The sequence below is a fragment of the Streptomyces purpurascens genome, from assembly GCF_045040895.1.
Classification (GTDB): domain Bacteria; phylum Actinomycetota; class Actinomycetes; order Streptomycetales; family Streptomycetaceae; genus Streptomyces; species Streptomyces purpurascens.
The window spans coordinates 948,123-969,995 of record NZ_CP108341.1; the positions used below are offsets into that span (position 1 = coordinate 948,123).

Consider the following 21,873-nt stretch of genomic DNA (forward strand, 5'->3'; position numbering starts at 1 on the left):
CTGGTGGGAGCCGGTGATGCCACTGTCGCGGGCGGCCGGTTAGCACCCGTACAGCGCTGATGCAGCGCGGGGGAAGGACTGATCCAAATCGCGGGACGCGGCGAGGGTTCGACCCTCGGTGATCAGGCCGGGAACTCCCGCTTCAGCCAGTCGCCGTCCAGACGGATGTGTTTGATGGTGCGCCGGTGGTGGGTGTAGGCGATGTGGAGGGTGCCGTCCGGTGTCCGGGCGAGGGAGGGGTAGGACAGCTCGCGGTTGAGGCCGTCGCGGGAGTTGTTGGTCAGGCAGTGACCGTCGCCGGTTTCGAGGTCGTGGCGCAGCGGCCAGGTGCGTCCGTCGTCCGGGGAGAGGGCCAGGGAGAGCGGGGCGCGGGGGGCGCCCCAGAACGCGTCGCCCGTGGGGGCGGTCTCCGCGGGTGTCCCTGCCACTCCCCCGTCGTCGATCTCGTCGTACAGCGAGACGCGGCGGGCGACGGCGTCGGCCGCGCTGCTGTGGTTGTAGACCAGGGCGAGCCTGCCGTCGGCCAGCACGGTGAACTGGATCGAGGAGTTGTTGTTCGGCAGGTCCAGGGGGCGCGGTTCGGTCCAGGTCTCGCCCTCGTCGTACGACACGCTGCTGTGCACGGCGTCCGCGCGACGGCTGCGGAAGAGGGCCAGGAGTGAACCGTCGGGCAGTGGGCGGATGTTCATGTGGACGAGGCCGGTGCTGCCCGGGACGGGGCGTTCGCGCCAAGTGCGTCCGCCGTCATCACTGATCATGACGGAGCTGGTGTCCCGGTCGCCCGACCAGGAGGTTCCGGGAGTGGCCACACAGCGGAAGACGGGGAGCAACAGCCTTTCACCGGACGCCACCTGGACGACCGGCTGGCGCACGAACACGCCGCCCTGCTCGGTGGCCGGGAACAGGACGCGGGCCGGGCCCCAGGTGGCGCCCTCGTCGTGGCTGACGCGCAGCCGGACCTCGGCCGTGTCCTGGTGGCCCGCGCGCTGTGCGGTGTGCAGGAGCCAGAGCTCGCCCGAGGGAGCGGGGAACAGGAGCGGGTTCTGCTCGGAGCGGGTGTCGTCGGCGGAGAGACGCACGGGGAGAGACCAGGTGTCGGCGCCCTGAGCGAGGCGGGAGAACCACACCGAGATGTCGGCGACGCCTTCCTGGGTGCCCCCGAACCAGACGCAGCCCAGGTCGCCACTGGGCAGGACGGTGAGGTTGGCGGCGTGGTTCTGCACGGCGGGGGCGGCCAGGTGGGTCTCGGCGCGGCCCGGCTGGTCGGGGTGGGGGCGCAGGGTGCCGTCGGAGATGGTCATCGGGCCTCGCCCGCCTGACGCGCGGCGGACAGGTGGCCGGCGGCCGCCTGTTCCAGGTGGATGAGGTCGCAGGCCACGGTGGCGAAGGTGTAGCCCTGGGTGAGGCGGTGGGCTGCGCTTGTGCCGTCGGCGTTGTGGATGCCGGCGGCGATGCCGGCCGCTTCGGCCGCTTTGCTGATGCGGGTGAGGGCCTGCTCGAATTCCTGTTGTACGGAGGGGTCGGTGGAGGTGGCTGCGCCCAGTGCCAGGCGTAGGTCGGAGGGGCCGACGTAGATGCCGTCGAGGCCGTCGGTGGCGCAGATGGCTTCGACGTCGGCGAGGCCGTCGGCGGTTTCGATCATGGCGAGGACGGCGGTCTGGGCGTGGGTGTCGGCCGGGTGGGGTCCGATACGGAGCTGGGCGCGCATGGGTCCGTAGGAGCGGCGGCCCAGTGGCGGGTAGCGCACGGCGGCGACCGCGTCGGCGGCGTCCTGGGCGTTGTCGATCAGCGGGACGATGACGGCGGTGGCGCCGGCGTCGAGGGCTTTGCCTATGTGGGTGGGGTCGTTGGCCTCCACGCGCACGATGCCGACGGCGGTGCTGCCTTTGGTGTCGGTGGCCAGGAGGTTGTTGAGCATGCCCTGGTAGCCGAAGAGTCCGTGCTGGGCGTCGAAGGCGAGGTAGTCGTAGCCGAGGCGGGCCAGGCGCTCGGCGGCGACGGGTGAGTCGAGCAGGGACCAGTAGCCGATGAGCTGTTCGCGGGCGCGCAGGGCGGCGGTGAACTCGGCTGGGGTGCGGCCGGTTGCCATGAGGAGAGTCCTCCGTAGCGGTCGGGGGTGGGGTCAGCGGTTGTAGGCGGGCATCGGGCCGCGCAGGCGGGCGCCGACCTCGTCGCAGGCCGCGGTGACGTCGGCGGGCAGCGGGCCCTCGGCCGCGGCGGCGATGTTGGCGAGCAGGTGCTCGACCTTCGAGCCGCCGAGGAGCAGCGCGTCGGTCGAGGGGCGGTCCAGCAACCAGCGCAAGGCGAGGTCGGTCAGCGGCAGGCCGGCCTGCTCGGCCACGGCGGCCAGTTCCGTGACGGCGGTGAAGAGCCGTTCGTCCCAGTACCGCTGCCGGTACATGGCGGCGAGCCGCGAGTCGCCGAAACGGCCGGAGCCGGGCTCCTGGCCGAAGTGGTGCCGGCCGGTCAGGAGGCCACCGCCGAGCGGGTTGTAGACCATGGTGCGCAGGCCGCTGACGGCCGCGTACTCGACGTACTCCTCCTCGATGCGCCGCGCGAGCAGGTTGTGCAGCTGCTGGGCGATCACCGGACGCGGGGCGCCCACCTCCTCGGCCGTGCGGGCGAGTTCGGAGATCTGCCAGGCCGCGAAGTTGGACACGCCGAGGGCGCCGACCTTCCCCTCGGCGACGAACTCGGCCACGGTCGCCAGGGTTTCGGCCGGCGGCGTCGCACGGTCCGGCTGGTGCAGGTAGAACAGGTCGACGTGGTCGGTGCCGAGCCGCTTCAGGCTGCCTTCCAGGGCGGCGCGCAGTCCGGCAGGCGACAGGGGCGCGTGATCGCCCTGGTCGGGATGCGGGATACCCGCCTTGGTGGCCAGCACGATCCGGTCGCGGCGGCCGGGCAGGAGCTCGGCGAGGATGCGCTCGCTCTCGCCGCCCGCGTAACCGTTCGCGGTGTCCACGCCCGTGATGCCCGCATCGAGCGCGGCGTCCAGCATGGCCGCCGCTCCCCCGCGGTCCACGGTGTCGCCGAAGGTCATGGTGCCCAGCACCAGCCGGGAGAGCGGGACGGTGGTGTTCGGCAGGGTGAGGCCGGTGGTCACGAGGAGCTTCCTTCCAGTACGCGGCGGGGTTTCACGCCGTGGATGGCGGTCGGGTCGAGGGCCGCGCGGCGCAGGGCGCGGGTGTAGGGGTCGGCCGGGGCGGCGAGGACGGTCTCGGTCCGCCCGGCCTCGACCACGCGGCCGGCCCGCATCACCACGACGTCCGTGCTCATCTCGCGCACCACGCCCAGGTTGTGCGCGATGACGAGGTAGGCGATGCCGGTCTCCTCCTGCAACTCCCTGAGCAGCGCGAGCACCTGGGCCTGCACGGACACGTCGAGAGCTGAGGTCGCCTCGTCGCAGACCAGCAGGTCGGGCCGGGAGGCGAGGGCACGGGCGATGCCGATGCGCTGCCGCTGGCCGCCGGAGAAATCGGCCGGGCGGCGCTCCAGGGCGGACGGGGGCAGGCCGACCTGGTCGAGCAGTTCGGCGGCACGGCGGGACCGTTCGCCGCGGTCGGACACACCGCCGAGGCGCAGCGGCTCGGCCACGATCTGCTGGGCGGTCAGATGGGGGTCGAGGGAGCCGTAGGGGTCCTGGAAGACCATCTGGACGCGGCGCCGCAGCGGTCGCAGTCTCCGCTCCGGGAGGGTGGCGATGTCCGTGCCGTCGAGGACGATACGGCCGGACCGTGGGGTGAGCAGCCGGACCAGGGCGCGGGCGAGGGTCGACTTGCCACAGCCGGACTCGCCGACGACCGCGAGAGAGCCGCCCTTGTCGAGTTGGAAGCCGACCTGGTCGACGGCTCGGAAGGGGCCGCTCGGGGTCGGGTATTCGACGACCAGGTCCTCTACGCGGAGCAGGGTCATGGGGTAGCTCCTCGCAGAGAGGTCTCGTCCTCGTCCCAGGCGCCGAGGCGGGGCACGGCGGCGAGGAGGGCTCGGGTGTAGGGCTCGGCGGGTTTGTCGACGATGCGTTCGGCCGGGCCGGACTCGACGAAACGGCCGTCCTTCATGACGTGGATGCGGTCGGAGACCAGCCGGGCCACGCCCAGGTCGTGCGTGATCATCAGCATGCCGATGCCGGTGCGTTCCTGGAGCTCCATCAGCAGGTCCAGGACGCTGGCCTGCACGGTCGCGTCGAGGGCGGAGGTGGGTTCGTCGGCGACCAGCAGTTCCGGATCGCCGGCCAGGGCGATGGCGATGAGGATGCGTTGCAGCATGCCGCCGGAGAACTGGTGCGGATAGGACTTCCAGCGGGTCTCGGGACGCGTGATGCGCACCTGGGCGAGCAACTCGATGCCCTTCTCGCGGGCCTGGGCCCTGGAGAGTTCGGGGTGGCGCAGGCGGAGCGCCTCGCCGAGCTGCCGGCCGATGGTGTGGACGGGGCTGAGGGCTGTCATCGGGTCCTGCGGGATCAGGGAGACCGTCCGGCCGCGTACCGCGCGGGCCGCGCCGGGGTCGGCGACGACGTCGCGGCCGCCGACGCGGACGCTGCCCGACAGCACGGCAAGGCCCTCCGGCAGCAGGCGCAGTACGCCCATCGCGGTGGTCGACTTGCCGGATCCGGACTCGCCGATGAGGGTCACGGTCTCGCCGCGGCCGACGGTGAAGCTCACGCCGTCGACGGCCCGGACGACGCCGTGCGCGGTGATGAGTTCGATCTGGAGGTCACGGACATCCAGCAGCGGTGTCCCGTCGGTCATGCTCCGGCTCCCTTCCGGCGGCGGGTGCGGTCCCGCAGTCCGTCGCCCAGCAGGTTGACCCCGACCACGAGGAGGGCGATGACCAGGCCGGGCAGGGTGACCAGCCACCACGAGGTGGTGATGTAGGCCTGGCCGTCGGAGATGATCCGGCCCCAGGTGGCGAAGGGCCGCTGCGGACCGGCGCCGAGGAAGCTCAGCGCGCTCTCCAGCAGGACGGCCTGGGCGAGCAGCAGCAGCACGACGAGGCTCACCGGCCGGACGACGTTGGGCACGACGTGCCGGGTGAGGATCTGCCAGCCGCGCAGGCCCAGGACGCGGGCGGCGGCGACGTACGGTTTCTCGCGCTCGACCAGGACGAGGGAGCGGGTCAGCCGCGCCACCTCGGGCCACTGCGCGACGGCGATCACACAGGTGATGACGGTGACGGAGGGCCCGAAGAGGGCGACCACGAGCAGCAGCATCATCAGCAGGGGCAGGGCGAGCTGGGCTTCCAGGAAGCGGGAGACGAGCGCGTCGACCCAGCCGCCGAAGAAGCCCGCGGCCGCCCCGGCGACGATGCCGATCAGCCCGGACACCAGGACCGCGAGGACGCCGACCGAGAGGGAGACCTGGCCGCCGTGCAGGATGCGCGACAGCAGGTCGCGGCCGAGCTGGTCGGTGCCGAGCAGGTGCCCCGCGCTGAGCGGCGGCAGCCTGCGCTCCGAGAGGTCCTGGGCGTTGGCCTCCGGCAGGGGCAGCAGGCTCGCCAGGGCGACGGGCAGGACCACGAGGGCCGTGCACACGGACCCGGCCCAGATCTTGAAGCGGGCGCTGCGCCGCTGCCGGGTCGCGGTGGCCCGGGCGAGGTCGCGGGCGCTGACGGCGCTGGGCCGCTCGGTACCGGCGACCGGGGTGGAGATGACACCGGCCATGGGTCAGGCCGCCTTTCCGAGTCGTACGCGCGGATCGAACAGCGGGTAGGCGAGGTCGACGAGGAGCTGGACGAGGATCGCGAGGGTGGCCGTCACGAGGACGGTGGCCTGGATGAGCGGGTAGTCGCGGGTCTCCAGCGCCCGGACGACGAGCGAGCCGACGCCCGGCCAGCCGAAGACGACCTCGACGACCACGACACCGTTGAGCAGGGCCGCGAAGCGGGTGCCGAGGGCGGTGACGAGCGGCACGGCGGAGTTGCGCAGGCCGTACTGCCAGGTCAGGGTGCGTTCGGAGACGCCGCGGGAGCGGGCGACCGTGGTGTAGGGGGCGGCGAGCGCGGTGGTCATCTCGCGGCGTACCAGGCGTGAGATCAGGGCGAGTTGGAGGACGGCCACGGTCACCGTGGGCAGGATCAGGCCGCTCCACGAGGTGAACCCGGAGGCGGGCAGCACCGGGAGCAGCACCGCGAAGACGGTCAGCAGCATCACGCCGGTCCAGAAGTCCGGCATCGACTGCCCGGTGATCGTCAGGACGTTGGCGCCCAGCTCCCGCTTGGTGTCGGCGCGCCGGGCCATCCACACGCCGAGCGGTACGGCGACGACGGTGGTGACCGCGATGGCGGAGACCGCGAGGGTGATGGTGTACGGCAGCCGGTCCATGACCACCTGGAACGCGGAGGCGTGGAAGGAGTAGCTGGTGCCGAGGTTCCCGGTGCACAGGTCCCGCAGGAAGATCCCGTACTGCACGACGAGCGGTTCGTCGAGGCCGAACTGGGCGCGGATGCGGGCGAGATCGGCGGCCGTGGCGCTGGGCGCGGCGTAGGCGGCGGCCGGGTCGCCGGGGGCCAGGCGCAGCAGCAGGAAGACCGTGGTGAGGGTGAGGAAGACGGCCAGCAGGCTCTGGCCGACGCGGCGGGCGAGGTAGGTGGCCACGGCTCAGCCCTCCAGCCGTACGGCGGACAGGTCGTAGGAGTTGAGCTGGAGCAGGCCCAGGTCGTGCACGCGCTCGCGGCGGGCGAGCAGCGTCTTGGGGGCGAAGGCCCACAGGCTGGGCCAGGTGTTCCAGACGGCGTGCTGCGCGGCGGCCAGCTTGCGGTCGCGGGCGGCGGCGTCGGTCTCGGTGGCGGCGTCCTCCAGGCGGCGCTGGATGTCCGGGATGACGTAGCCCATGTAGGTGTCGCGGGTGCCCTCCCGCTCGGGCGTGCCGCCGTACATGCCCTGGAGGGAGGTGAGGGCCTGGCCGGTGGTGCCGGGGAAGCCGTTGCCGATGACGTCCCAGTCGCCGCCGCGGCCCTGCCGCCACTTCAGGATGTCGCCGCCCGGTTCGAACTGGAGCAGCGAGGCGCGGACGCCGATGTCGCGGAACATGTCGGCGACGGCTTCCATGACGGAGCTGTCGGCGGCGAACTCTCCCGACTCCCAGATGACGCGGATCCGCAGGCCCTCGGCGCCCAGCCGCTTCAGCTGCGCCTTCGCCTTGCCCGGGTCGTAGGTGTAGGCGCCGGTGCGTACCGCGCCTTCGAGGGCGAGCGGGACGACTCCTTCGGCGGCTTCGGCGGAGCCGGTGAGGACGTCCTTCACCAGCGCCTCGCCGTCGATGGCGTAGGTGAGGGCGCGGCGCACGCGGGCGTTGGCCAGGGGGTGGTCGTGGCGCTTGCGGAAGTTGTAGAAGAGCTGGCAGATGCGGACGCCGGAGGTCTCCTCGACGGTGACGCCGGGCAGGCCGGTGAGCTGCTCGGCCGAGTCCGGGGTGAGGGTGTCGACGACGTCCAGCTCGCCGCTGCGCAGGGCGATGACCCGGCTGGACTCCTCGGGCACGAAGCGGGCCCGGACGGTGTCGACGCGGGCCGGGCGGCCCCAGTAGCGGGGGTTGCGGGCAAGGGTGTACTCACCCGCGCCGCTGTTGGCCTCGATCACCTTGTACGGTCCTGAGCCGACGCCGCTCTGGAGTTCCTCGGGGCGGTTGGCGGCGGCCGGGGTGATGTGGATGTTGGCCATGAGGCGGTCGAGCACGGGCACGGGCCGCTCGGTGTGCAGCTCGAAGGTGCGCTCGCCGGTCTTCTCGACGGTGGGCAGCTCCGGGAAGAGCCCGAGGAGGAAGGAGCCGTTGACCTTGCCGTACATCTCCAGGGCGGTGGCGACGTCCTCGACGGTGACGGGGCTGCCGTCGGAGTAGCGCACGCCCTCGCGCAGCCGCACGCTCCAGACGGTCGGCCCGGTCATCGCGAACCGGTCGGCGAGGACCGGCTGGACGCGCATGCCGGGGCCGATGCTCGTGAGGGCCTGGCGGACCGCGCGCTGCACGGTGACGGCGGCGTCGAACTGGTTCAGCTTGTTGTCGAGGCTCACCAGGGAGCGGTTCAGGCCGAGGGTGAGGGTGCCAGGACCGGGTGCCCCGGTGGGTCCGGCGCAGGCGGCGAGGGGACCGAGGGCGAGACCCGTGCCGCCGAGCGCGCCGAGGCGCAGCAGGGTGCGGCGGTGGACGGGGCGGCCGAGGGGCTCCCGCTGGGGGCGGTGGTCCGGGGGTGCGTCATAGGGGCTTGGGGTCATCGTCGACCTTCTCGCGTTCCGGGGGGCGACCGGCTCGTGGTGTTCGTGCGGCTCTCGCCGCGGCCCGGTCGGGGGGCCGGGCCGGCGGGATACGAACAGGTGTCGCGCCGGAAAAGGTGGCACGACTGCGCGAAGTGCGCAAGGGGTCTCGCGCATTTCGCGCAACTCGTGTCATCATCGGATTCCGAGGCAGCCCGACCGGGCCGCCCGAGGAGGTACCCGTGTCCCTCTCCGCTGCCGGCCCCGGCGGCCCCGTCCAGGCCGCCCACCGGCCCGTACTCGCTCTCGCCGACGATCTGTCCGGTGCCGCCGAGACCGCGGTGGCACTGCGCTCGCCCGCCCGGATCCTGCTGGGGCCGGTCCCCGTACCGTTGGCGTCCGCGCCCGGCGAGTCCCTGGTGCTCGACCTCGACTCGCGGCAGTTGCCCGGCGCCGAGGCGGCGCGGGCGGTACGGGACGTCACGCACGCGGTGCCCGCCGGAACGGTGCTCTTCAAGAAGGTCGACTCGCTGCTCAGGGGCAACCTCGCCGCCGAGGCGGCCGCCTACGCGCGGGACGGCCTGGGCGTGGTGATCGCGACCGCTCTGCCCGCGGGCCGGCGCACGGTGCGGGGCGGGGTCGTCCACCTCGACGGGGTGCCGCTGCACGAGGCGGACGCCTGGCGTGCCGAGGCGCGGACCGCCCCGCCCTCGGTCGCCGCCGCGCTCGGTGACCTGCCGTCAGCTCCGGTGCCGCTCACGGACGTACGCGGGGCATCCGGCGCGCTACGGGAAGCGCTGCGTGCGTGTTTCGCGCAGGGACGGCATCCGGTGTGCGACGCGGAGACCGAGGACGACCTCGACGCGATCGCCGCGGCGGCCCTCGAACTGGGTCCCGGGATACGGCTGTTGGGCACCGGCGGACTCGCGGGGGCCCTGGGGCGGCTCCTGGGCACGCCCGGCGCGAACACGCTCGACGCCGGGGACGTCGTCCGGCCGCTGCTGATCGTGGTGGGCACGGCCGAGCCGTCCGCCCGCGGACAGGTCGCGCACCTCCTCGCGGACGGAGCCCGCCAGATCTCCCTCAGCACCCGCGAACTCCTGCACGCCCCTCGACGGCTCGCGCCTCCCGTCGCCGCCGTCACGGTCGTCCGCATCACCGGAGCCGCCGGTCCCTCCGTCGCGCGCCGTCTCGTCGCCGCGCTCGCCGACACCGTCGCCGACGCGGCGCACGACTGCGACCTGGTCCTCACCGGCGGCGAGACCGCCCGCCGCGTCCTGGACGTCCTGCGCGTCACCGACCTGCGCCCGGTGGGCCAGATCCACCACGGTGCGGTCCTGTCCCGCACACCCGACGGCCGCTCGGTCGTCACCCGGCCCGGCAGCTACGGCGAGGCCGACTCCCTGCGGCGCATCGTCCGGGCCCTGCGCCCCGCACCCGTACGCCACGTTCCGACCGACCCCACAGGAGTAGCCCCGTGAACGCAGCCCCCTCCTCCGCCGCCACCGCCGGCCAGACCTCCGCGGCCTCTCGGCCGCTCCCGGTCATCGCGGTGACCATGGGCGACGGCGCAGGCATCGGGCCCGAGGTCATCGTGCCGGCGCTGCTGCACCCCGACACCCTGCGCGACTGCCGGCCCGTCGTCGTGGGCGACGCCGAGCGCCTGCGGCGGGCGGCCGGCATCCTCGGCGTCAGCTGCGAGATCGTGCCGGTCGAGCATCCCGCCCAGGCCGAGTTCGCGCCCGGCCGCGTCCACGTGATCGACCTCGGGCTGCTCCCCGCCGACCTGCCCTGGGGCGAGCTGTCCGCCGTCGCGGGCGACGCCGCCTACCACTACGTACGCGTCGCCGCCGAACTCGCGCTGCGCGGCGAGGTGGACGGCATCTGCACCGCCCCGCTCAACAAGGGGGCCCTGCACGCCGCCGGCCACCTCTACCCCGGCCACACCGAACTCCTCGCCCATCTCACGGGCGTCGAGGAGGTGTCGATGATGCTGTCGACTCCCCGGGTGAAGGTCATCCACGTCACCACCCACATCGGGCTGATCGACGCCGTGAACCGCATCGAACCCGGCCTGGTGGAGCGCACGGTGCGTCGCGGCCACGAGGCGATGGTGCGCGCCGGGACCGCCGACCCGGTGATCGGTGTCTGCGGCATCAATCCGCACGCGGGCGAGAACGGCCTGTTCGGCTACGGCGAGGAGGAGACGAAGATCGTCCCGGCGCTGGAGACGGTGCGCGCCGACGGCATCGACGCACGCGGCCCGCTGCCCGCGGACACGGCGTTCTACCTCGCCTCGCGCGGCGACTACGACCTCATCGTCGCGATGTACCACGACCAGGGGCACGGCCCCGTCAAGGTCCTCGGCATCGAGGCCGGGGTCAACCTCACCGTCGGACTGCCGGTGATCCGCACCTCCGTCGACCACGGCACGGCCTTCGACATCGCCGGAACCGGCCGGGCCGAGCCCGGTAGCATGGTCGAGGCTCTGCGCCAGGCCGCCGAGATGTCGACCGCTCCGGCCGCCCGCTGACCGCGGTTCGCGGCAGGCACGTGTGCGACCCAGGACGGCCCAGGACTATTGAGGACATGAAGAACCTATGTCTGTGACCGGATCCAAGGCGCGGCGCGACCGCATCGTCCACCTCGCCACCACCACCGGCCTGGCGAGCGTGGAGGAGCTCTCGCAGCTGTTCGGCGTGACGGCCTCGACCATCCGCCGCGACCTGGCCAAGCTCACCACCGACGGGCGTCTGGCCCGCACCTACGGCGGGGCCATGGCGCTGGCCGCGCACCCCGAGGCGTCCCTGCGGCAGCGCGTGGGCGAGGCCTTCGAGGCCAAGCAGGCCATCGCCCGCTGGGCGGCGGCCCAGGTGCGGCCCGGCGAGACGCTGCTCCTCGACGCCGGCTCCACGGTCGGCGCGCTCGCCCACGAGCTGCGCACGGCCGAGGACCTCACCGTGGCGACCACCGGACTCACCGCCCTGCAGGCGCTGTCCGATGTCGAGACGGTGCACGTCGAGTGCCTCGGCGGCACCCTGCGCCCGCTCAGCCAGGGCTTCGTCGGACCGCTCACGGAAGCCGCCCTGGAGCGTATGACGTTCGACCGGGTCTTCCTCGGCACGGACGGCATCTCCCCCGAACTCGGCATCTGCGAGGCGGACCTGCGCCAGACCCGCCTCAAGGAGCTGATGGCCCGCCGCGCCGACCACGTCTACGTCCTCGCCCACGCGGCCAAGCTCGGCCGCCGCCCCTTCCACGCCTGGACGGCCCTGTGCGAGGGCTGGACCCTGGTCACGGACGACACGGCCGACCCGGCCGTCCTCGCGGAGCTGCGGGCGCGCGGGGTGGAGACGGTGACCACGACGCCGGAGCGGGTGACGGCCGGCCCGCACGGCGACACCGCGTAGAGCCGCCTGCCCGGCGCGCGGCGGCGGGGCCCGCCCGTCCGACGCACACGCCGGGCCCGGCCCGGCAAGACGCCGAACGGGCTGCTAGCCGCCGGGCGGCGTCCGCCTCCTGGGCGTGGGGACACCGCCTGACGCTGCCGCGTCGAGAAGGCCGCGGAACGTGGGGCACTCCATGTGGGTCGGCGCGGGGCAGGCGGCGGCGTGTCGCAGGGAGTCGCGGAGCACGCCCAGTTCGCGGATCCTGCGGTCCAGTTCCTCCGCCTTGTCCGCCAGCATGCTCCGGTCGATCCGGGGCGGTCCGTCCGGCGCGAACATGTGCGCGATCTCGTCGAGCGAGAACCCGGCCGTCCGCCCCAGCGCGATCAGCGCCAGCCGCTCCAGTACGCCGGGATCGTACTGCCGCCGCAGCCCTCGCCGGCCGGTCGGGGCGATCAGCCCCTTCTCCTCGTAGAACCGCAGTGCCGAGGCGGGCACCCCGGAGCGCTGGGCCACTTCGGCGATGTCCAGGTCCGTCATTCCCTTGACCTCAAGTCGACTTGAAGTAGAACGCTGTCATCTCGCCCCGATGAAGGCAAGCAGAAGGAGAGCCGACGAGCATGGACGCCGAGCGCAGGAACGATGACGAACAGACCGCCCGCTGGAACGGGCGCGCCGGTCACGCCTGGGTGGATCTCCAGCAGGTGCTGGACGGGATGTTCAGACCCTTGGAGGACCTGCTCGTCGACGCCGTGTCCGCCGAAGGCGCGGAACACGTGCTCGACGTCGGCTGCGGGACGGGCGGCACCACCCTGGCCGTCGCGCGACGGCTCGGCCCGGCGGGTCACTGCGTCGGCGTCGACATCTCCGGGCCGTTGGTCGACACCGCCCGGGAGCGCGCCGAGCGGGAGGGCGCACCGGCCTCCTTCGTCCGCGCCGACGCGCAGGAGCACCTGTTCGAACCGGCCGCCTTCGACACCGTCATCTCGCGTTTCGGCGTCATGTTCTTCGACGACCCCGTCCGGGCTTTCGCGAATCTCCGGAGCGCCGCCCGGGACGACGCCGCGCTCCGGTTCGTCGTCTGGCGCGATCCGGGGGAGAACCCGTTCATGACGACGGCCCAGCGCGCCGCCGCACCGCTGCTCCCTAGCCTGCCGGTCCGAGGGCCCGACGAGCCGGGACAGTTCGCCTTCGCGGACCCGGACAAGGTCCGCCGCATCCTGGCGGAGAGCGGGTGGGCCGATATCGACATCCGGCCGGTCGACGTCGTCTGTGCCCTGCCCGAGAAGGACCTGGTCCGCTACTTCACCCGGCTCGGGCCCCTCGGCATGGCCCTGCCCGAGGTGGACGAGGAGACGCGCGCACGGGTCGTCGAGACGGTCCGCGCCGCCTTCGGCCCGTTCGTGCACGGCGCGGAAGTCCGCTTCACCGCGGCCTGCTGGACGGTCGGTGCCCGGGCCTTGGCCGCGAAACTTTCGTGAGTCCCGGCCCTCTTTTCGGAGCCCGGGCTCCCCGCGCATAGTGAGATCACGATGACGCAGAAAAGAGCCCTGGTTGTCCGAGGCGGATGGGAAGGCCATGAGCCGGTCAAGGCGACGGAGCTGTTCCTTCCCTTCCTCCGGGACCACGGATACGCCGTCCGGGTCGAGGAATCGACCGACGTCTACGCCGACACCGCCGAGATGGCGGGCACCGACCTCGTCGTGCAGTGCGTCACGATGTCGGAGATCACGCGCGAGCAGGTGGCCGGACTGAGCTCGGCGGTCGTGGCCGGCACGGGTTTCACCGGCTGGCACGGCGGCATCGCCGACTCGTTCCGCGCATCGGCCGACTATCTCCACCTGGTCGGCGGCCAGTTCGCCACCCACCCGGGCAAGGAACCGTGCGAGCGCCGGGGCGGGGCGGAGGACAACTTCCTGCCGCACACCATCACCCTCACCGAGGCCGGCCGCACCCATCCCGTCACAGCGGGCATCGAGGACTTCGAGCTGGACACCGAGCAGTACTGGGTGCTCCACGACGATCTCATCGACGTCCTGGCCACCACCACGCATCCGGCCCGGCCGTGGCAGCCCTGGCACCGGCCGGTCACCTCGCCGGCGGTCTGGACCCGCCGGTGGGGTGCCGGGCGCGTCCTGGTGACGACACCGGGGCACAGCCTCGACGTGCTGGAGCACCCCGACGTCCGCACCATCATCGAGAGGGGCATGCTGTGGGCGACGCGCACCGCATCGGCGTCGTAGGACTCGGCGTCATCTCCCGCGCGTACCTCGACACGCTCGCCGGACATCCCGCCGTGCGTGTCACCGCGGTCGCCGACCTCGACGCCTCCCGGTCGGCCGCCGTCGCCGCCGAACTGCCCGGGGTCGAGGCGCTGACGGTCGAGGAGTTGCTCAGCAGCCCGGACGTGGACACGGTGCTGAACCTCACCACCCCGGCCGCCCACGCCGGGATCGCCCTCGGCGCCATCGGTCACGGCAAGCACGTCTACGGGGAGAAGCCGCTGGCCGCGACGCTCGCCGACGCCCGTGCCGTCGTGGAGGCCGCCGCGAAGGCGGGCGTCGGTGTGGGGTGCGCGCCGGACACCGTCCTGGGCACCGGGGTCCAGACGGCACGGGCGGCCGTCGAGGCGGGGAGCATCGGACGCCCCCAGTTCGCCTCGGCCGTGATGATCACCCCCGGCCACGAACGATGGCACCCCCACCCCGACTTCTACTACACCGAGGGCGGCGGCCCTCTTCTGGACATGGGGCCGTACTACCTCGCCTCCCTGATCCACCTGCTGGGCCCGGTGCGTGCCGTGATCGGGGCGGCCGGCCGGCTGCGCGCCGAGCGGACCATCGGTTCCGGGCCGCGCACGGGCGAGCGGATCCCGGTCGAGGTGGACAGTCATGTCTCCGGAGTGCTGGAACACGTGGGCGGGGCACTGACGACGATCACGACGAGCTTCGACGGTGTGGCCACCACGGCCGCGCCGATCGAGGTCCACGGCGAGACGGGGAGCCTCTCGGTCCCCGATCCGAACCGCTTCGACGGCGAGGTCCGGCTGCACGCGCTCGGCGACACCCGATGGCGCGCCCTGCCGGTGTCGGCGGGCTACGAGGACGGCGCACGCGGCGTCGGACTGCTCGACTTCATCGCCGCCGACGGGCAGCGGGCGCCGCGTGCGAACGGCGAACTCGCCCTGCACGTCCTGGAGACGATGACGGCCCTGCTCCGTTCGTCGGCCGAGGGGCGGCGGATCGAGCTGACGACGTCGGCGCAGGCGCCCGATCCGGTGCCGTGGACGGCCGCCGGGGACTGGAAGGGCCCGGTCGCTCCCGGCCTGGCGTGACCGGGCGATGCCGCGGGGGTCAGTCCACGGGCCACGTGTGTGCGGGCGCGTTCATGTGCATGTAGTCCATGTAGGTCGTGGTCATCTGCCGCAGTGCCTCGCGCCGGTCGGAGATGCCGGCCTTCTCCAGGTGGTGGACCGTCTCGGCCTGCCAGAGGGCGCCGTTGCGGGCGGTGACACAGCGCTGCTCGATGATGCCGAGCAGGGGTTCGCGCCACGCGTCGTCCATGCCGGCCAGTTCCAGGCCCCGGTGGGCGAGCGGCAGCAGGCGGCGCAACACCAGTTCCGTGACCGGCACTTCGCCCACGCCCGGCCAGTACAGGCGGGCGTCGATGCCGTCGCGGGCCGCGGTGTGCAGATTCTCCTCGGCGACCGAGAAGGACATCCGCGTCCACACCGGCCGGTCCTCGTCGACCAGGGCGCGGGTCAGTCCGTAGTAGAAGGCGCCGTTGGCGATGGTGTCGGCGACGGTGGGGCCCGCGGGCAGCACCCGGTTCTCGATGCGCAGATGCGGACCGCTGTCGGTGACGGCGTAGATCGGGCGGTTCCAGCGGTAGATCGTGCCGTTGTGCAGGGTCAGTTCGCCCAGTTGCGGCACGCCGCCCCGGTCGAGTGCCTGCTGCGGGTCCTCGTCGTCGCACAGCGGCAGCAGGGCCGGGAAGTAGCGCACGTTCTCCTCGAAGAGATCGAAGACGCTGGTGATCCACCGCTCCCCGAACCACACCCGGGGCCGTACGCCCTGGGCCTTGATCTCCTCGGGCCGGGTGTCGGTGGCCTGCTCGAACAGGGGGATACGGGTCTCGCGCCACAGCTCCTTGCCGAACAGGTAGGGCGAGTTGGCCGCGAGGGCGATCTGCACGCCCGCGATGGCCTGGGCCGCGTTCCAGTAGTGCGAGAACTCCTTCGGGGCGACCTGGAGGTGGAACTGGGTGCTGGTGCAGGCGGCCTCGGGGGTGATGGTGTCGGCGTACGTCGCCAGGCGCTCGACGCCGTCCACCCTGATCCGCAGATCCTCGCCGCGCGCCGCGAAGATCTGCTCGTTGAGCAACTGGTACCGGGGGTCGCCGGACAGGGCGGCCTCGCTCACGTGCGTCTCCCCCAGCGTCGGCAGAATGCCGACCATGATCAGGTGGGCGCCGACGGCCGAGGCGCGGTCCTCGGCGTGGTTGAGGGCGTCCCGGATCTCCCGCTCCCAGTCTCCGGGGCCGCCGGTCGTGAGCTCCCGGGGCGGGATGTTGATCTCCAGGTTGAAGCGGCCCAGCTCGCTCGACCAGGCGGGGTCGGCGATCGCCTGGAGCACGTCGGTGTTCCGCATCACGGGCAGTCCCTCGTCGTCCACCAGGTTGAGCTCGATCTCCAGCCCGACCCGGGGCCGCTCGCTCTCGAAGCCCGACTCGTGGAGCATCCGCGCCAGCACCTCGAGGTCGGTGTGCATCTTCTGCCGGTAGCGACGGCGGTCCTCCCGCGTGAACACCAGGGCCGGCACGTCACGTCCCATGCGTCCTCCCGAGTTCCCTCGGCGGATACCTCTCGTCCCAGCGTCGCACCTTGTCGTCGCCCCCGCACCCACCTAGCCTGAGTTTGTGCCGCAAATAAACAAACCCCGAACGCACAGTGCCGTGCCGGGCGACGGCAGTTCCCTCACCCGACTCCGCATCGCGATCACGGTCTTCTTCGCCCTCGACGGCTTCGTCTTCGCCGGCTGGGTGGTGCGCATCCCCGCCATCAAGGAACAGACGAACGCCTCCGCCAGTGCCCTCGGACTCGCCCTCCTGGGCGTCTCGGCCGGTGCCGTCATCACCATGACCCTCACCGGGCGCCTGTGCCGCCGCTACGGCAACCACCGGGTCACCGTCGTCTGCGCCGTCCTGCTCTCCCTCAGCGTGGCCCTGCCCCCGCTGACCCACTCGGTCCTCGCGCTCGGCCTCGTGCTTCTGCTCTTCGGCGCCGCGTACGGCGGGATCAACGTCGCCTTCAACAGTGCGGCCGTCGAGCTGGTGGCCGCGCTGCGGCGGCCGATCATGCCGAGCTTCCACGCCGCGTTCAGCCTGGGCGGCATGATCGGCGCGGGTCTGGGCGGGCTGGTCGCGGGGGTCCTCTCCCCCACCGGGCATCTGCTGCTGCTCACGGTCGTCGGACTGCTGGTGACGGCCCTGGCGGGACCGACGCTCCTGCGGCACGAGCCGCCGACGCCGCCGGAGCGGGAACGCCCCGCGAAGGGCGCCCCGCGCCGGCTGGACGGCCGTACCCGGGGGCTGGTGATCGTCTTCGGCGTGATCGCGGGGTGCACCGCGTACGGCGAGGGGGCGCTGGCCGACTGGGGCGCCCTGCACCTCGAACAGGACCTGGACGCCTCCCCGGGCGCCGCGGCCGTCGGCTACTCCTGCTTCGCGCTCGCCATGACGGTGGGGCGGCTGACCGGCACGACGCTCCTGGAACGCCTGGGGCGGACCCGGACCGTCGTCGCGGGCGGCACCACCGCGGCGGCCGGAATGCTGCTCGGTTCACTCGCCCCGTCCCTGTGGGCGGCCCTGCTCGGGTACGCGGTCACGGGCCTCGGCCTGGCGAACCTCTTCCCGGTGGCCGTGGAACGCGCGGGCGCACTCGCCGGCCCCAGCGGCGTCGCCACGGCCTCCACCCTCGGCTACGGCGGCATGCTCCTCGGGCCGCCCGCGATCGGCTTCATGGCGGACTGGTTCACCCTGCCGGCCGCCCTGACCAGCGTGGCGGTGCTCGCGGCGGTGGCGGCGGCGGTCGGGGCGCTCGTGGGGGCGGCGACACGGCGGGCGGCCGGGGGCTGAGGCCCGGCGGCAGGGGCACCGGCCGCTTCGATGCCCCGGGCCGGCCCCGCCCCGATCCCCTCGGCCGAGAACCGGGTCGCCAGAGGCGTCGTCGCACGCGCGGCGGCCTCGCCGCCGCAGGGCGGCGCGTCCGGCGACGGGCGTCCTGGCGAGCGGCGAGGTCGCCGTCATGGGTACGGCGGGTCTGGCGCCCTGCTCTCAGCGGATGACGAGGCCGCAGCGATCGGGGTGGCGGGTTCGGCGGCAGGGCGTCGGCGAGCGGTGTGGCCGTCGAGGTCGGTACCGCGGCGGGGCCGGTGGGAAGCTCGCGGCGGCCTCGTCGTTCACTGTGACGCGGAAGCCGGGCCCGCCACCCCGATGGCAGCGGCCCGGCCGGACGCCGGGAACCCGGCGACGAGGTTCGAGCCTGATCCTCCGCGCTCGACCGATCGGCACTGCCGTGTTCCGGGGTACCCGTGGCCACGCCCGTCGCGATCACCGGGCCGTACGTCATGGACGAGGAGGCAGACCCGTGACCGAACCGCAGCACCCCGGCGACCTGCACCCGACCCCCGAGTTTCCCTCCCAGGATCAGCCGCATCCCGGCTGGACAGGGCCCATGGACCCGCCCCCGGACCACGGTGAGGAGTCCTACCGGGGCAGTGGCAGGCTGACCGACCGCAAGGCCGTGATCACCGGTGGGGACTCCGGGATCGGCCGTGCGGTCGCCCTGGCGTTCGCCCGTGAGGGGGCCGACGTGCTCTTCACCCACCTGGACGACGAGAAGGAGGAAGCCGCCGGGACGGCCCGGCTGGTCGAGGAGGCCGGGCGGCGCGCCGTGCCCGTCTCGTGCGACGTTCGGGAGGAGGAGAACTGCCGGGCGCTGATCGACCGTGCCGTCGCCGAGTTCGGCCGGATCGACGTCCTGGTGAACAACGCGGCGTACCAGATGTCGCAGCCCGACGGCATCGAGGCGATCTCCACCGAGCAGTTCGACCGGGTGCTGCGCACCAACCTGTACGGCATGTTCTGGCTGTGCAAACTGGCCCTGCCGCACATCCCGGAGGGCGGCAGCATCATCAACTCCGCGTCGGTGCAGGCCTACAAGCCCAGCCCTCACCTGCTGGACTACGCGACGACGAAGGGCGCGATCGTCACGTTCACGCAGGGGCTGGCACAGATGCTGATCGACCGGGGCGTCCGCGTCAACGCGGTGGCGCCGGGCCCGGTGTGGACACCGCTCATCCCGGCGACGCTGCCGGACACCCAGGAGTTCGGCAAGCAGGCGCCGATCGGACGACCCGCCCAGCCGGCCGAGATGGCTCCGGCGTACGTCTTCCTCGCCTCCCAGGAGGCGTCGTACATCACGGCCGAGATCGTCAACGCCACAGGCGGTACGCCGCTGCCGTAGCGCCCCATGGAAATTCCGGGCCCGGATCGCGCTCCATGGGGCAGACTCGGCGTCATGGAGACCGCCGAGTACCTGCACGCGCTGGAGTCAGAGGGCCTGCTGCTGGCCGCGGCCGCCGAAGAGGCCGGGACGGACGCGAAGGTGCCGACCTGCCCCGAGTGGCAGGTGCGCGACCTGGTGCGGCACACGGGCGCGGTGCACCGCTGGGCCGCGTCGTACGTCGCAGAGGGGCTCACCGAGCGCCGCCCGCTGGGTGAGGTCCCGGACCTCGACGGCGCGGACCTGGTGGCCTGGTACCGCGACAGCCACCGCCACCTCGTCGACACACTGGCTGGCGCCTCGCCCGACGTGGAGTGCTGGGCCTTCCTGCCCGCGCCGTCCCCGCTGGCCTTCTGGACCCGGCGGCAGGCCCACGAGACGGCCGTGCACCGGGTCGACGCCGAGTCCGCACGCGGAGACTCCCCGACCGCAGTCGCCCCGGACTTCGCGACCGACGGCATCGACGAACTGCTGCGCGGCTTCCACGCCCGCTCCAGGAGCAGGGTGCGCACCCCCGAGCCACGTGTCCTGCGTGTGCGCACGGAGGACACCGACGCGGTGTGGACCGTACGGCTGTCCCCGGAGCCGCCCGTGACCACGCGGGGCGCGACAGACGAGGCGGAGTGCGAACTGTCCGGCCCGGCGGAGCAGTTGTATCTGGCCCTGTGGAACCGGGTCCCCCTGCCCGCCGTCACGGGCGACCAGGCGCTCGCCGCGCTGTGGCGGGAGGCGTCCGGGGTCTGACCGCTCCGCTGCCCCGGGCGGCTCAGTCCTCCGGCAGCATCCGCGCCAGCACCGCGCGCTGCACCGGCAGTACCTCGCCGTGCAGCGCGCGTCCCTTGGCCGTGAGCGCGACCTGCACGCCCCGCCGGTCCTCGGAGCACATACAGCGCTCCACGAGTCCCTCCTTCTCCAGCCGGGCGATGAGCCGCGACAGCGCGCTCTGGCTCAGATGGACCCGCTCGGAGATCTCCTGCACGCGGTAGGACGGAGTGCCCTTCGGCGTCCGGCACCCGGCGAGGACGTCGAGCACCTCGAAGTCGCTGGCGCACAGGCCGTGGCCGTGCAGAGCACGGTCGAGTTCACACTGCGTTCGCGCGTGCAGCGCCAGAATGTCCCGCCACTGTTCCACGAGCGCCTGCTCGGCCTGCTTCGCCGCCATGGGCCGCACCGTAACAGAGAGCAGAGTTTGTTGCACCTGAATTAAATGCACTTGCATCTCATGCATGCGCATGTAGTGTCTCGGGCATGATCTCTCCGCTCACCACCCCCACGTCCGACGGACGTTGGACTCCGCGACTCTGGGGCACCCTGCTGGTGCTCTGCGCCGCGATGTTCCTGGACGCCCTGGACGTGTCCATGGTCGGCGTCGCACTGCCGTCCATCGGCGCCGACCTCGGCCTGTCGACCTCGGCACTGCAATGGATCGTCAGCGGCTACATCCTCGGCTACGGCGGTCTGCTGCTCCTCGGCGGACGGGCCGCCGACCTGCTGGGCCGGCGGCAGGTCTTCCTGGTGGCACTGGGCGTCTTCGCGCTGGCCTCGCTGCTCGGCGGTCTCGTCGACTCCGGGCCGCTGCTCATCGCCAGCCGCTTCATCAAGGGCCTGAGCGCGGCCTTCACGGCCCCCGCCGGCCTGTCGATCATCACCACGACGTTCCCCGAAGGCCCGCTGCGGAACCGGGCGTTGGCCATCTACACCACCTGCGGCGCCACCGGCTACTCGATGGGCCTGGTCTTCTCCGGCCTGCTCACGGAGGCCAGTTGGCGGCTCACCATGCTCCTGCCCGCCCCGATCGCGCTGATCGCCCTGCTCGTGGGCCTGAAGCTGCTGCCGCGCAGTGAGCGCGAGCGCGGCCAGGGCGGCTACGACATCCCCGGCGCCGTCCTCGGCACCGCCTCGATGCTGCTGCTCGTCTTCACCGTCGTCGAGGCGCCCGAGGTGGGCTGGGCCGCGGCCCGGACCATCCTGTCCTTCGTCGCCGTGGCCGTACTGCTGGTGGCCTTCGTCGCCGTCGAACGACGCAGCCCCAGCCCGCTGATCCGGCTCGGGGTGCTGCGCTCGGGGCCGCAGGTGCGGGCCCAGCTGGGAGCATTGACCTTCGTCGGCAGCTACATCGGTTTCCAGTTCCTGGTCACCCTGTACATGCAGCAACTGCTCGGCTGGTCGGCGCTGCACACGGCCCTGGCGTTCCTCCCGGCCGGTGCGCTGGTGGCACTGTCCGCGACGAAGGTGGGCGCCGTCATCGACCGGTTCGGCACGGCCCGGCTGATGGTGCTCGGCTTCGCCCTGATGGTGGCCGGCTACGTCCTGTTCCTGCGCATCGACCTGAACCCCGTGTACGCGTCGGTGATCCTGCCGACGATGCTGCTGGTCGGCTCGGGCTTCGCGCTGACCTTCCCGTCCTTCAACGTCCAGGCCACCAACGGCGTGGACGAGCACGAGCAGGGCATGGTCTCCGGGCTGCTCAACACCTCGGTCCAGGTGGGCGGCGCGATCTTCCTCGCGGTGGTGACGGCGGTGGTGACCGCGAACAGCCCGGAGAAGGGCTCCGCCACCCCGCAGGCCGTTCTCGACAGCTACCGGCCCGGCCTCGTGGTCGTGACCCTCATCGCCCTCGCCGGCCTGCTGATCACCCTCACGGGCCTGCGGACCGGCCGGGACCGGCCGTCCGTCGTGGTCGCCAAGTCCAACCCCCGGGAGGCGGAGCGCGTCGCCGTACGCGACTAGGGAGT

The 21,873-nt window shown here is 72.7% G+C and carries 21 protein-coding genes; 10 read left to right on the forward strand and 11 right to left on the reverse strand.

Annotation, left to right across the window (positions count from 1 at the left end):
• Window positions 1-122 precede the first annotated feature (122 nt).
• Genes OHU35_RS04330 through OHU35_RS04365 form a run of 8 tightly spaced genes read right to left on the reverse strand, consistent with a single transcriptional unit; the run spans window position 123 to window position 8,209 of the window.
• Complete coding sequence (locus OHU35_RS04330; protein ID WP_405504726.1) at window positions 123-1,301, reverse strand: exo-alpha-sialidase; 1,179 nt, start codon at window positions 1,299-1,301, stop codon at window positions 123-125.
• A complete protein-coding gene (locus tag OHU35_RS04335) occupies window positions 1,298-2,089 on the reverse strand; it encodes an HpcH/HpaI aldolase/citrate lyase family protein (protein WP_405504728.1) in 792 nt (263 codons plus the stop codon). Before OHU35_RS04335 ends, OHU35_RS04330 begins: the two co-directional genes overlap by 4 nt.
• A 33-nt stretch (window positions 2,090-2,122) precedes the next feature.
• A complete protein-coding gene (locus OHU35_RS04340; RefSeq protein ID WP_229872923.1) occupies window positions 2,123-3,103 on the reverse strand; it encodes an aldo/keto reductase in 981 nt (326 codons plus the stop codon).
• Window positions 3,100-3,912, reverse strand: coding sequence for a dipeptide/oligopeptide/nickel ABC transporter ATP-binding protein (locus OHU35_RS04345; protein WP_189724070.1), 813 nt, complete (start codon window positions 3,910-3,912; stop codon window positions 3,100-3,102). The genes OHU35_RS04340 and OHU35_RS04345 overlap by 4 nt, the downstream gene beginning before the upstream one ends.
• Window positions 3,909-4,748 carry an ABC transporter ATP-binding protein gene (locus tag OHU35_RS04350; protein WP_405504730.1) on the reverse strand — a complete coding sequence of 280 codons (840 nt, stop codon included), beginning with the start codon at window positions 4,746-4,748 and terminating at the stop codon, window positions 3,909-3,911. The genes OHU35_RS04345 and OHU35_RS04350 overlap by 4 nt, the downstream gene beginning before the upstream one ends.
• The gene (locus tag OHU35_RS04355; RefSeq protein ID WP_189724072.1) at window positions 4,745-5,659 is read right to left on the reverse strand and encodes an ABC transporter permease; all 915 of its coding nucleotides are present in this window, start codon (window positions 5,657-5,659) and stop codon (window positions 4,745-4,747) included. Before OHU35_RS04355 ends, OHU35_RS04350 begins: the two co-directional genes overlap by 4 nt.
• Before the next feature lie 3 nt (window positions 5,660-5,662).
• Entirely contained in the window at window positions 5,663-6,592 is a 930-nt protein-coding gene (locus tag OHU35_RS04360) for an ABC transporter permease (protein ID WP_189724073.1), read from the reverse strand.
• 3 nt (window positions 6,593-6,595) lie between these two features.
• The gene (locus OHU35_RS04365; RefSeq protein ID WP_405504733.1) at window positions 6,596-8,209 is read right to left on the reverse strand and encodes an ABC transporter substrate-binding protein; all 1,614 of its coding nucleotides are present in this window, start codon (window positions 8,207-8,209) and stop codon (window positions 6,596-6,598) included.
• 221 nt (window positions 8,210-8,430) lie between these two features.
• On the opposite strand from OHU35_RS04365, the gene OHU35_RS04370 reads away from it, so the two are divergent.
• The 3 genes from OHU35_RS04370 to OHU35_RS04380 all read left to right on the forward strand — a co-directional run bounded on the left by OHU35_RS04370 (window position 8,431) and on the right by OHU35_RS04380 (window position 11,598).
• Window positions 8,431-9,669, forward strand: a complete 1,239-nt coding sequence (locus tag OHU35_RS04370) for a four-carbon acid sugar kinase family protein (RefSeq protein WP_405504734.1) — start codon at window positions 8,431-8,433, stop codon at window positions 9,667-9,669.
• On the forward strand, window positions 9,666-10,721 hold the full coding sequence (gene pdxA, locus OHU35_RS04375; RefSeq protein ID WP_405504736.1) for a 4-hydroxythreonine-4-phosphate dehydrogenase PdxA: 1,056 nt from the start codon (window positions 9,666-9,668) through the stop codon (window positions 10,719-10,721). The genes OHU35_RS04370 and pdxA overlap by 4 nt, the downstream gene beginning before the upstream one ends.
• Before the next feature lie 67 nt (window positions 10,722-10,788).
• A complete protein-coding gene (locus tag OHU35_RS04380; RefSeq protein WP_189724075.1) occupies window positions 10,789-11,598 on the forward strand; it encodes a DeoR/GlpR family DNA-binding transcription regulator in 810 nt (269 codons plus the stop codon).
• 84 nt (window positions 11,599-11,682) lie between these two features.
• Here the strand turns inward: OHU35_RS04380 and OHU35_RS04385 are convergent, their stop codons facing one another.
• Window positions 11,683-12,114, reverse strand: a complete 432-nt coding sequence (locus tag OHU35_RS04385) for a helix-turn-helix domain-containing protein (protein ID WP_189724076.1) — start codon at window positions 12,112-12,114, stop codon at window positions 11,683-11,685.
• A gap of 80 nt (window positions 12,115-12,194) precedes the next feature.
• Here OHU35_RS04385 and OHU35_RS04390 point away from each other — a divergent pair, with 80 nt between their 5' ends.
• The 3 genes from OHU35_RS04390 to OHU35_RS04400 are packed head-to-tail and all read left to right on the forward strand — an operon-like array spanning window position 12,195 to window position 14,908.
• The gene (locus OHU35_RS04390) at window positions 12,195-13,055 is read left to right on the forward strand and encodes a class I SAM-dependent methyltransferase (protein ID WP_189724077.1); all 861 of its coding nucleotides are present in this window, start codon (window positions 12,195-12,197) and stop codon (window positions 13,053-13,055) included.
• A gap of 51 nt (window positions 13,056-13,106) precedes the next feature.
• Window positions 13,107-13,817: a ThuA domain-containing protein gene (locus OHU35_RS04395; RefSeq protein ID WP_189724078.1), complete on the forward strand. Its 711-nt coding sequence runs from the start codon at window positions 13,107-13,109 to the stop codon at window positions 13,815-13,817.
• Complete coding sequence (locus OHU35_RS04400) at window positions 13,787-14,908, forward strand: Gfo/Idh/MocA family protein (protein WP_189724079.1); 1,122 nt, start codon at window positions 13,787-13,789, stop codon at window positions 14,906-14,908. The genes OHU35_RS04395 and OHU35_RS04400 overlap by 31 nt, the downstream gene beginning before the upstream one ends.
• 19 nt (window positions 14,909-14,927) lie before the next feature.
• Here the strand turns inward: OHU35_RS04400 and OHU35_RS04405 are convergent, their stop codons facing one another.
• Window positions 14,928-16,406 carry a glutamate--cysteine ligase gene (locus OHU35_RS04405; RefSeq protein ID WP_189724080.1) on the reverse strand — a complete coding sequence of 493 codons (1,479 nt, stop codon included), beginning with the start codon at window positions 16,404-16,406 and terminating at the stop codon, window positions 14,928-14,930.
• A gap of 121 nt (window positions 16,407-16,527) precedes the next feature.
• Here OHU35_RS04405 and OHU35_RS04410 point away from each other — a divergent pair, with 121 nt between their 5' ends.
• From OHU35_RS04410 to OHU35_RS04420, 3 genes are all read left to right on the forward strand, one after another.
• Complete coding sequence (locus tag OHU35_RS04410; RefSeq protein WP_405504740.1) at window positions 16,528-17,709, forward strand: MFS transporter; 1,182 nt, start codon at window positions 16,528-16,530, stop codon at window positions 17,707-17,709.
• A gap of 511 nt (window positions 17,710-18,220) precedes the next feature.
• Window positions 18,221-19,099: an SDR family oxidoreductase gene (locus OHU35_RS04415; protein ID WP_189724081.1), complete on the forward strand. Its 879-nt coding sequence runs from the start codon at window positions 18,221-18,223 to the stop codon at window positions 19,097-19,099.
• A gap of 54 nt (window positions 19,100-19,153) precedes the next feature.
• Window positions 19,154-19,882 carry a maleylpyruvate isomerase family mycothiol-dependent enzyme gene (locus OHU35_RS04420; protein WP_405504742.1) on the forward strand — a complete coding sequence of 243 codons (729 nt, stop codon included), beginning with the start codon at window positions 19,154-19,156 and terminating at the stop codon, window positions 19,880-19,882.
• 22 nt (window positions 19,883-19,904) lie between these two features.
• On the opposite strand, the gene OHU35_RS04425 is transcribed toward OHU35_RS04420, so the two are convergent.
• On the reverse strand, window positions 19,905-20,300 hold the full coding sequence (locus OHU35_RS04425; RefSeq protein ID WP_189724083.1) for a MarR family winged helix-turn-helix transcriptional regulator: 396 nt from the start codon (window positions 20,298-20,300) through the stop codon (window positions 19,905-19,907).
• 86 nt (window positions 20,301-20,386) lie between these two features.
• On the opposite strand from OHU35_RS04425, the gene OHU35_RS04430 reads away from it, so the two are divergent.
• The gene (locus OHU35_RS04430) at window positions 20,387-21,868 is read left to right on the forward strand and encodes an MFS transporter (RefSeq protein ID WP_405504744.1); all 1,482 of its coding nucleotides are present in this window, start codon (window positions 20,387-20,389) and stop codon (window positions 21,866-21,868) included.
• Window positions 21,869-21,873: the final 5 nt, after the last annotated feature.